Raw genomic sequence first — 9,691 nt, 5'->3', positions numbered from 1 at the left:
CGGGAGAAGGGGGCAGCGGAAACGCGGTATCGGCCACGTACTATTGCGGCATGTCGTTCCTCCGCCGCCGCAGCGCCTCCGTGCCCGCAGGGCCGGACTTCGATGTCCTGGCCATGGACCCGTCCGACTGGCCGGGGAATCTCGGCGCGGGCCTGCTGCCCGCGCCGGACGGCACCTGCCAGGGGGTCTTCCTCCGCTACGACCTGTTCGGCGGTCGCGGTCCTGCCATGGTCATCGGCAACCTCCCCGAGGGCTCGCCGGCGCGGGAGATCGACGAGGGCGACGTGCCGTTCGAGGTGGCGCAGCTGCTGTCCGCGCTGGAGAACGACGAGCACGTCGAGGTCGTCGGCTCCGAGGACGACCCGGTGATGCACGAGGACAACCTGCTCATCGTGCGCCGCGTCAAGCTGTCGGAGGACCGGATCTCCTGCGTCCAGTTCGACCGCAGCGACGGCGTCCTGGTCACCATCGCCAGCTGGGACCGGCCCATCACAGGCGACCTGTACGCCCTCCTCAAGCCGCTGCCCGCCGAGATGTTCCAGCAGTAGCGCGCGGCCTTCGGGCGGCCGGTGAGGCGGGGCGCCTCACCGGCCAGGACCGCCCGGGTGGGGCGAGCCCGGCCGGCGAGAGCCCGGGCGGCGGGCCGGGCCGGCCGCCCGGGCAGGCTGACCGGACTCAGCGCACCAGCCGCACGTCCTCCGCCTTCACGAACGCCACCCGGTGCCCGAGCTGAATCTGGTAGTACTTCTGCTTCCCCCGCACCACCTGGAAGTGCTCCGCCTCGGGGTCGTACTCCACCGCGTACAGGTACTCGCCCGGTGTCCGCAGCCCGGCCACGTAGCGCTGTCCGGCCGCCACCTTGTACGGCAGCGGCGAGAGCGCCTGCACCGGCACGCCGTCGGGGTAGGCCTCCGCCTCCGGGTAGGCGCGCCCGTAGACGGGGATCTCGTCGCGCCCCTCACGCGGCTCGACGAGGGTGCCGCGGGCGGGTACGGCCACCGGCCGGCTGGACGGATTGCGGAACCAGGCCTTCCGGCCGAGATACCAGATCGCCGTCCACTCTCCCTTCCGGTCCGCGACCGCGTACTGCTGCCCGGCGGTGGCCCGGGCGCCCGTGTCGTTCACCCCCGTTGTCGCGGGGGAGCCGTCCGGCCGCAGCCCGACGTCGTTGACCAGCGGCGAGGAGGCGTCGGGTGCCTGGTGCAGCCGGATGGCGGAGGAACCGTGTGCTCGGCACGGCTCGCCGGCGGACTCGCAGCCGGTGAAGACCGGCTCGTTGTCGTCGTAGGAGGGGCGGATGGTCACCACGCCGGACTTCGGGCCGCCCTTGGGCGTGAACGGCTTGCCCAGCAGCGCGAAGTAGTGCTCCCAGTCCCAGTACGGGCCCGGGTCGGTGTGCATGCCCTTGATGCCGGAGGTCGTCGTGGCGGGCACGTTGTCGTGGCCGAGGACGTGCTGCCGGTCCAGCGGGATGTCGTACCTCTTGGCGAGGTACTTCACCAGCCGCGCCGAGCTGCGGTACATGGACTCGGTGAACCAGGCGTCAGGTTCCGTGAGGAAACCCTCGTGCTCCAGGCCGATCGACTTGGAGTTGACGTACCAGTTCCCCGCGTGCCAGGCGGCGTCCTTGTTGCGCACGTGCTGCGCGATGTGCCCGTCGGAGGAACGGAGGGTGTACTGCCACGACACGTACGTCGGGTCGGTCACCAGATCCAGCGTCCTCTCGTACACCTCCTCGGTGTCGTGGATGACGATGTAGTCGATCTTCTGGGACCGGGGCCGCCGCGTCCTGTCGTGGTTGCCGTAGTCCTCCTCGCCCGAGCTGTCGGTGAACTTCTCGTACGGCGCCGGATACCACTCGCAATCCACGTTCCGGGGGCATTCCGCCTTGCCGTGCGAGGGCCGGGAGCGGTCTGCCGCGGCCGGGGCACGCAGCTTCGGGCTGGCCTCGAGCGTGACCGTCTCCCCGGTGTCGGTCGTGCGCCGTTCGCCCTGGCGCATCGCGTCGAACACGTCGTCGGCGAACGCCGTCGCGCTCGGGTCGCCCTTGCCGCCGCCGGGGAAGGCGGCCACCGCCTCGTACCAGTCAGCCGGGTCCGCGCTGAGCGGGTGGCCCAGCCGGCGCTGCGCGTCCGCAAGCAGCGCAGCGCCGCCTTGTACGTTGGCCCCGGTCGAGGAGCGCAGCGCCTCGTGGGAGAGCCCCGTCAGCTCGGCGGCCCGCTCCAGCGTCCGCAGCCGGGCGGGGAGCCGCTTCGGTGCCTTCTTCGCCTGACCACCGGTGGCCTCGCCCGCGACCCGGGGCGGGCGCGCCGCGTCACCCCGGGCGTCCTGCGTCCCCGCGTGGTCGCGCGGGCGGGAGGCGGCCAGCGCCGCGCGCGCGTCCGTCAGGTGCATCGGGCCGAAGCCGCCGGACACACTCGCCGCGCCCTGGTGGGCGTCCCAGCGCGACTGCAGGTACGAGACGCCCAGCAGCAGTTCCTCCGGCACGTCGTACCGGTCGGCAGCCGCAGCGAACTGCGCCTGGAGGCTGTTCGCGGGCCGGTCGGGCGCCTTCGTGCCTGCGGTCAGCAACGGGACGACGAGCGCCGCCGCCACCACGGGGACGGCCACGGCGCGGACGGTGCGCCCGCGCCGGGTCATGGCGTCGCGTCTGCCGTGGCGTCTGCCGTCGGTGCTCTCGGAATCACGGAAGGGTCGTGGCAATGCCGCCTCCTCGGAGAGTGCGCCGTGCGATCACGGGCGCGAGCAGTCCTCAGACGTACCGACTTGCCGACGATCCGTCAATCATTCCGCGCGCACCGGGGCGGCGCATGTCATCCGGCAGGCGAGGCGTCACCGGTCGGACCAGTGACGCCGCCGCGACCCCTGTGCCCGCCTCCCGGCCGAGCACCCGCCTCCCGGCCGAGTACCCGCCTCCCGGCCGAGTACCCGCCTACCGGCCCGGCCGAAGCGGATCGGTCGTCCGCCGCCCTCAGCGGGTGCCGACGGCGGCCCGGACCGCGCGGCGCGCCGTCCCGCAGTCCTCGTGCAGCCTCCGCAGCAGCAGCCGCTGTGCCTCGCCGGTGGGCATCACGCCCGCCCTGACCGCCGCGGCGGCGTCCGCCGCGCCCTGCGGCGAGGTGTCCCGCATGGTGCGCTGCACCGCCGTCTCGCAGGTGCGGATCTCCCGGGTGAGGATCAGCATCAGGTTCACCAGGAAGGCGTCACGCGCCGCGGGGCCCGCCTTCTGGGCGACCTGGCTGAGGTGGCGGCGCGCCAACGGGGCGTCGCCCAGCGCCGTCCACAGAGTCGCCAGGTCGTACCCCGGCAGGTACCAGCCGGCGTGTTCCCAGTCGACCAGTGCGGGACCCGTCGGGCCCAGCATCACGTTCGTCAGCAGAGCGTCGCCGTGGCAGAACTGCCACGGCACGCTGCGCCTGCCGCCGGGGCCGCCGGGCTGCACCAGGCCGTGCAGCAGCTTGTGCAGGTCGCCCAGGTCGCGGTCCGTTAGCAAGCCCTGCTCGTGGTAGCGCTCCAGCTTCGCCGGATAGTCGATCGGACGCTCGAACAGCGCGCCTGGCGGCTCCCACTGGTTGACCCGGCGGAAGGAACCGAGCACGGCTCGCAAATCCGCGGCCGGGGGCGCCTGGAGTGGGTGCCGCTGTGCCGCCGCCACCCGTCCCGGCACCCGCTCGATGACCAGTGTGCAGGTGTCGGGGTCGGCCGCGATCAGCCGGGGCGTGCGGATCGGCGGACGGTGCCGCACGAAGGCCCGGTAGACCGCTATCTCGTGCTGGAACCGCTCGACCCACGCGGAGGAGTGGTCCAGCAGGCATTTCGCGATGACCGTGCTGCGGCCGGCCGTGCCCGCCAGGAGCACCGAACGTCCGCGCTTGCGGAGCATCTGGACGGGAGCGAAGTCCGGGCAGACGCGGTGGATCGAGGCGATGGCGGCACGTAGCTGTGCGCCGTGTGGGCCGGACAAGTCCAGCCTCCCGCTGACGGGTTGGGACGCGGTACCGGCGGGCGCGCGTCGCGCGGGGCGCGCGCCGGCGTACGGGCCGGGCGGCCCGGGTGTGCGCGGGGGTTCGCGCGGTGGCTCGGGGGCCAGCACGGCCGCTCGCCTTCCGTAAGGTTGCTGCGGGACCACACGGGGCCGGCGCTGCACGGACACGGGGGATGGTGCTGAATACGCTGAATACATGGCGCGCGAGATCCCTTCGTGTGCCGACGGGTTGCCGCGCCTCCCCGGCTGCCCGTCACGACCAGTGCACCCTGGGGAATGCCGGCTTCGACGGCACGACCGGGGTGGCGCGTTCCTACACGACACCCGGCCGCGGGTGGCACACCATCTGGCGGACCCTGGCGAACCCTGGCGAATGCGCTCGGGGCCACCGCATCAGGTCCTCCTGAAGTTACTGTCAACTCAGCCGAGAACCTGGGGGCTTGACGTGACCAAGGGACCCAACGCCCGCCTCGCGGACCTCTTCGCCCTCGCCGGCTGGTCGAAGGGCGAGCTCGCCCGGCTGGTCAACCGGCATGCGGCGGTCATGGGGTATCCGCAACTGGCGACCGACACCTCACGGGTGCGGCGTTGGATCGACACGGGGGAGACCCCGCGCGATCCGGTGCCGAAAGTGCTGGCGTCCCTGTTCACCGAGCGACTCGGCCGTGTCGTGACCACAGAGGACCTCGGATTCAGCCGGCCGGGGCAGACGGCGCAGGGCGAACCCGCCGAGGGAGTGCCCCTGCCGTCCGGGCAGGTTGCCGCGGTCCTCACCGAATTCACGGGAATGGACCTCATGCTCAACCGACGCGGCTTGGTGGGTGCGGGCGCCGCGCTCGCCGCAGGATCGGCACTCAGCAGTGCCATGCACGACTGGCTCACGGCGGCACCGACGGGCGCGACGGCGCACGGCGGTGCGGGCCACGGCGGACCGGCGGTTGCCGCTCCTGCCGCCTACGACCGCTACGAGGCGGCCCCGGTGGGACTCCAGGAGGTCGAGGCACTGGAGCGTTCCGTCGAGGTCTTCCGCGCCTGGGACGCCGCCCGCGGCGGCGGTCTCCAGCGCAAAGCGGTGGTGGGACAGCTCAACGAGGTGGGCGGCATGCTCGCCTACCACCATCCCGAACCGCTGCAGCGCCGCCTGTGGGGCGTCGCGGCCAACCTCGCGGTCCTCGCCGGGTGGATGTCGCACGACGTGGGCCTGGAGCCCACCGCACAGAAGTACTTCGTCATCGCCGCGCACGCCGCCCGCGAGGGCGGGGACCGCCCGCGCGCGGGAGAGGCGCTCTCGCGCGCCGCCCGCCAGATGGTGCACCTGGGACGGCCCGACGACGCCCTCGACCTGGTGAAGCTCGCCCAGTCGGGATCCGGGGACGGGGCGCTGCCCCGTACGCGCGCCATGTTCCACACCATCGAGGCGTGGGCTCAGGCCTCGATGGGCCGCGGCCAGGAGATGCGCCGCACCCTGGGCCGGGCCGAGGAACTGTTCGCCTCCGACGCGGGAGACGTGCCGCCGCCCAGCTGGATGCAGATGTTCGACGAGGCGGACCTGCACGGCATGGAGGCGCTCGCCTTCCGCACCCTCGCCGACCACGAGCCCGTCGCGGCCAAGACCGCCGAAACCCACGCCAAGCGGGCCCTGGTGCTGCGCGAGGAGGGGCGGCAGCGCTCCCAGATCTTCGACTACATCTCGATGGCCTCGGCCTGCTTCATCTCCGACGACCCCGAGCAGGCCGACCGCTACGCGCGCCTCGCCCTGCTCTCCATCAGCGAGAACTCCTCGCACCGCACCTGGGACCGGCTCCGCGAGATGTACCGCCTCACCGGGCAGTACGCCGGCTACGGCACCGTCGAGCAACTCCGTGAGGAGATGCGGGACGTGATGCCCCGTGCGCCCCAACCGTCCCGGGGCGGCAGAGGCCTCAAGGACGCCGACGCGCTGAAGCGGGCGCCGGGTGACGTCAGGGACATCCAGGGCTCGCCAGGCTCCCGGGGGGCCAGGTCCGTGTGAACCGACCCGCGCCCCTGTGAACCGCCCGGCCCGCTCGGCGGGCGCGGGCGGTTCAGCTGACCGGGCATGCCCGGAGAGGGGACCGGCAGGCCCCAAGAGGGCGCCGTCAGGGCCAACCGGCAGGGCCCCGAAGGGCGCCGTCAGGGCCAAAGAGAGCGCCCGTCAGGGTGTCACGCGGGCGACCAGCACGCAGGCGTCGTCCTCGCGTGCGTGGTCGTCGAACTCCTCGGCGACGACCCGGACACACTCCTGCGCCGACGAGGCAGAGGCCAACCGGCCGGACACGGCCAGCAGCCGCGCCGCGCCCGGATGGGGAGCGCCCTCCCGGCGGGGCGCGCCGGGCCGTCCGCCCCGGGGCGCGAGGCCGTCGGTGTGCAGCACCAGCAGGTCACCGGGCGCGAGCTGCACGGTGCGCTGGCCGTAGCGCGCACCCGAGGTGACACCCAGCAGCACGCCCTCGGGGCGGGGGAGCACCTGCCCGACCCCGCCCCGGATGAGCAGCGGTGGCGGGTGGCCCGCCTGGGACCACGTGAGGGAGCGCGTGCGCGGCGAATAGTGGCAGCACAGGGCGCTGCCGAGCGAGGGCTGCGCGGCGGAGTCGAGAAGCTGGTTCAGGTGACCCATCAGCGGCCCGGGCCCCACGCCCGCGACCCCCATGCCCCGCACGGCACCCAGCAGCATCGCCACTCCCGAGGTGGCGGCCACCCCGTGCCCTGTCAGATCGCCGACCGTCAGCAGCGTCGAGCCGTCCGGCAGCTCCAGCGCGTCGTACCAGTCTCCGCCGATCAGCGCGCTGGTCGCGGAAGGCAGGTAATGCGCCGCCAGGTCGAGCGCACCGCCGGTTCGCGTGTCGCCCTGCGGGAAGCGCGGTGAGCCCCGCCAGGGCGGCAGCACGGCGCGCTGCAGCTCGACGGCGAGTCGGCGCTCGGTCTGTGCGAGGTGCCGTTCGCGCTGGAGCGAGTCACGCGTCTCGCGCACCGCGCGCTCACTGCGCCGCAGTGCGCTGACGTCCCGCACCACTGCCCACATCGAAGCGGTGGCCCCCTCGTCGTCGAGCACCGGTTCGCCCACCAGGTGCACCGTGCGCACGGCACCGTCCGGGCGTACCAGGCGGAACTCGTGGTCGATGGTCCTTCCGTCGACCAGGCAGTCGGTGAACGCGGTGGCGAGGCCGGGCTGCTCCTCCGGCACGACCCACGAGGGCAGTTCGTCCAGGGAGAGCGGGCCGTCCTCCTCGGTCCTGCCGAAGATCCGGTAGAGCTCGGGCGACCAGGAGATGTCGTCGGTGAGCAGGTTCCAGTCGGCGCTGCCGACCCGGCCGACCAGCTCGGAGGGCGCATTCGGGCGGGGCGTGGCGATGGTGCCGTAAGCGGCACCCGTGCTGTGGCCTGGCGGGACGTGGCCTTGCGGGACGTCCGAAGGGAGGCCCGCGGGGGGGAGGTCGTCCGGCGGCAGGCCCGGCGGCAGGTCATCCGAGGACGGGTCGCCCGGTGGCAGGTCGCCCGGGGGCAGGGTGCCCCGCGTCCGTTGCGCCGGCGCGCCCGGGCTCGGCACGTGGGGCGGCAGCCCTTCGCGTAACTGGTCGAGCTGGCCGCCGAGATCGTCGAGCTGGTGCACGGCGAGCTCGCACAGCGCGCGCTGCCACCTGGCGCGGAGGTCTCCCTCGCTGACGCCCGGCTCCACCGCGCTCGCCGCGGGCGTGCTCGCCTCGGGCCCGCTCCCTCCCGCGCTCCGACGCACCGCGTCGAGGCCGCCGCGCAGGGTGCGGGCCTGGGTGATCAGAGCGTCCAGTGTGCCGCGGTCCGGAGGCTGAGCGGCGGAGTGGTCCGCGTGCGCAGAGGAGGACATAGTGGGCTCCGATACGGGGGAGAGTCGGTTACGACTGTCGCACAGCCGACGACTGCCCGTAAGGGATTCGGCCACACTCGATCCGGTGGTGCTGCTGTCATATGTCAGCAGTGGGCGGGCCGGGCCGGTGCGGGTCCCCTGCGGGCGCGGGCCGGCAGGCCGATGTGCGTCTTCGAGCCGCACGTCCCTCGACCCCTTCTTGACCTCGGGGTCGGCGGAATGCTTACTTCCGGGTAGGCTCCGGCCGGTCGGGCGGCTCGCTCTCGGAGGTAAAACCGAGGAGTAGAACCGCCGTCACCGGCAAGAATGCCCGGCAACGGAAATCCCGTTGCCAGCCGAATACCCCGCACCGGATGCTGACTCTTATGTTCGTCGATTCCGTCGATTCAGACATAGCGCCCAGCGGCACGCTGCTCGGCCTCCTGCAGAGAGGCCGTGGCGACGGGACGCTGCACGCCCTGGCGGCGCCGCGCGCCGAAGCGCTCGGCGCGCTGCGTCAGTGCGTCCTGCACGATCCCAGGCGCGACTGGCAGATCGAACACCGCTCCCTGTACTACGCACGCCTGCACAGGGAGCTGGACGCCGGGCTCGACGACATCGCCGCACACCTCTTCGACCCCGCGGACCTCCAGTGCGCCCCGGAGGAGGCGGAGGTCCGCACCGGCCTCGCCCTGTCCGTGCTCGGCCACCTGGCCTCCTACGCCGCCGCCCAGGGCACCGGCTGGGAGGAGAACGCCCCGCTGCGGCTGCTGCGCCGGTACGCCACCACCGGCAGCAACTGGCAGTGGGCACTGGACGAACTCGCCGTCCGCGACGACGACGCCGGGCTGCGCCCCCTCGGGCCCGCCATCCTGGCCAGATTCCCCCAGACACCCGAGGGGGACGCGGAGCTGGCGACCGCCGCCCGCGACGCCTTCGAACCCCGCCCCTGGCGCCTGTGGGCGGAGGACGCCGCGCACCCCGAGCAGGCCGACCGGCTGCGGCGGGCGCAGGAGTGCCGCTCCTTCGACCGCTGGCAGCGCCAACTGCGCACGGACGGGCCACGTCCCGGCTGGAACGTGCGGGAGATCCTCGACTGGGCCCAGGACGGCTACGAACAACACCCGCCCCAGCACCGGGAGGCCCCCGCGGCGCGCTGTCTGTCCGCCGTCGCGGGACCGGACGACCGGCAACTGCTGCTGGAGGCCGCGCGGGGCCACCGCGAGGCCGCCCGCGCCGCCGCCCTGCGCCACCTGGCCGACCGCAACGACCCGGACGTGCTCGACCTCATCGAGGACGCCGCGGGCGACCCCTGCGAGACGCTCGCCCGCTCCGCCCTCTCCGCCTTCGCCCGCATGCGGTCCCTGGCGGCCCTCGAACGCGCCAGGCGGTGGACGGCCGCCCCCGAGGACACGCTGGCGCCGGGCCTCGCCACCGTCGCCGCCGAGATGCTCGCCTGCCGGGGCGGGGCCCGGGACGCGGACGCCGTGCTCGCCGCGCTCCGCCGCACCATCCGCCTCGAAGGTCCCGACAGCCCTGCGCTCTGGCCGCTGGTGGACGGTGCGGGACGGCTCTCCATCGCCTGCGCCGCTCCCGTGCTGCGGCACATCTATCGGGAGACCGCCTCCTCCCAGCTGCGTGGCCGCACCGCCCGGTCCCTCGCCGCCACCGACCCCTCCTTCCCCGCCGGGTTCGCCATCGAGTGCCTGTGGGACTGCGAGGAGTCCACTCGCCAGGTCGCGGCCGAGTGCGCCGCCACGGGGGACGCCCGCGTGCTGGAGCGACTGCGTCGGCTGGCCGCGGATCCTGCCGAGGAGGCCGACGTCCAGACCACGATCCGAGGCCGCCTCACCCCACCCGCATAACCC

At 73.6% G+C, this 9,691-nt stretch carries 6 protein-coding genes; 3 read left to right on the top strand and 3 right to left on the bottom strand.

What is annotated here, in order from left to right; translation table 11 throughout:
* The first annotated feature begins 50 nt into the window (after positions 1–50).
* Positions 51–548, top strand: coding sequence for a hypothetical protein (locus AB8Z75_RS26025; protein WP_114024758.1), 498 nt, complete (start codon positions 51–53; stop codon positions 546–548).
* A 127-nt stretch (positions 549–675) separates the two neighbouring features.
* Here the strand turns inward: AB8Z75_RS26025 and AB8Z75_RS26020 are convergent, their stop codons facing one another.
* Positions 676–2,640: an N-acetylmuramoyl-L-alanine amidase gene (locus AB8Z75_RS26020; protein WP_369206041.1), complete on the bottom strand. Its 1,965-nt coding sequence runs from the start codon at positions 2,638–2,640 to the stop codon at positions 676–678.
* Between the two features lie 331 nt (positions 2,641–2,971).
* On the bottom strand, positions 2,972–4,183 hold the full coding sequence (locus AB8Z75_RS26015) for an aminoglycoside phosphotransferase family protein (RefSeq protein WP_369206039.1): 1,212 nt from the start codon (positions 4,181–4,183) through the stop codon (positions 2,972–2,974).
* Positions 4,184–4,430: 247 nt separating this feature from the next.
* On the opposite strand from AB8Z75_RS26015, the gene AB8Z75_RS26010 reads away from it, so the two are divergent.
* A complete protein-coding gene (locus tag AB8Z75_RS26010) occupies positions 4,431–5,996 on the top strand; it encodes a hypothetical protein (protein ID WP_369206037.1) in 1,566 nt (521 codons plus the stop codon).
* Positions 5,997–6,158: 162 nt separating this feature from the next.
* On the opposite strand, the gene AB8Z75_RS26005 is transcribed toward AB8Z75_RS26010, so the two are convergent.
* Positions 6,159–7,844 (bottom strand): PP2C family protein-serine/threonine phosphatase, encoded by a 1,686-nt coding sequence (locus tag AB8Z75_RS26005; protein WP_369206035.1) that lies wholly within the window; start codon positions 7,842–7,844, stop codon positions 6,159–6,161.
* Between the two features lie 365 nt (positions 7,845–8,209).
* Here AB8Z75_RS26005 and AB8Z75_RS26000 point away from each other — a divergent pair, with 365 nt between their 5' ends.
* On the top strand, positions 8,210–9,688 hold the full coding sequence (locus AB8Z75_RS26000) for a HEAT repeat domain-containing protein (RefSeq protein WP_369206033.1): 1,479 nt from the start codon (positions 8,210–8,212) through the stop codon (positions 9,686–9,688).
* Positions 9,689–9,691 lie beyond the last annotated feature (3 nt).

This window comes from Streptomyces sp. PU-14G (assembly GCF_041028275.1).
In the GTDB taxonomy this organism is placed as follows: domain Bacteria; phylum Actinomycetota; class Actinomycetes; order Streptomycetales; family Streptomycetaceae; genus Streptomyces.
Note: the sequence above shows the minus strand (reverse complement) of the source record. Positions and strands in the feature narration are given on the sequence as shown.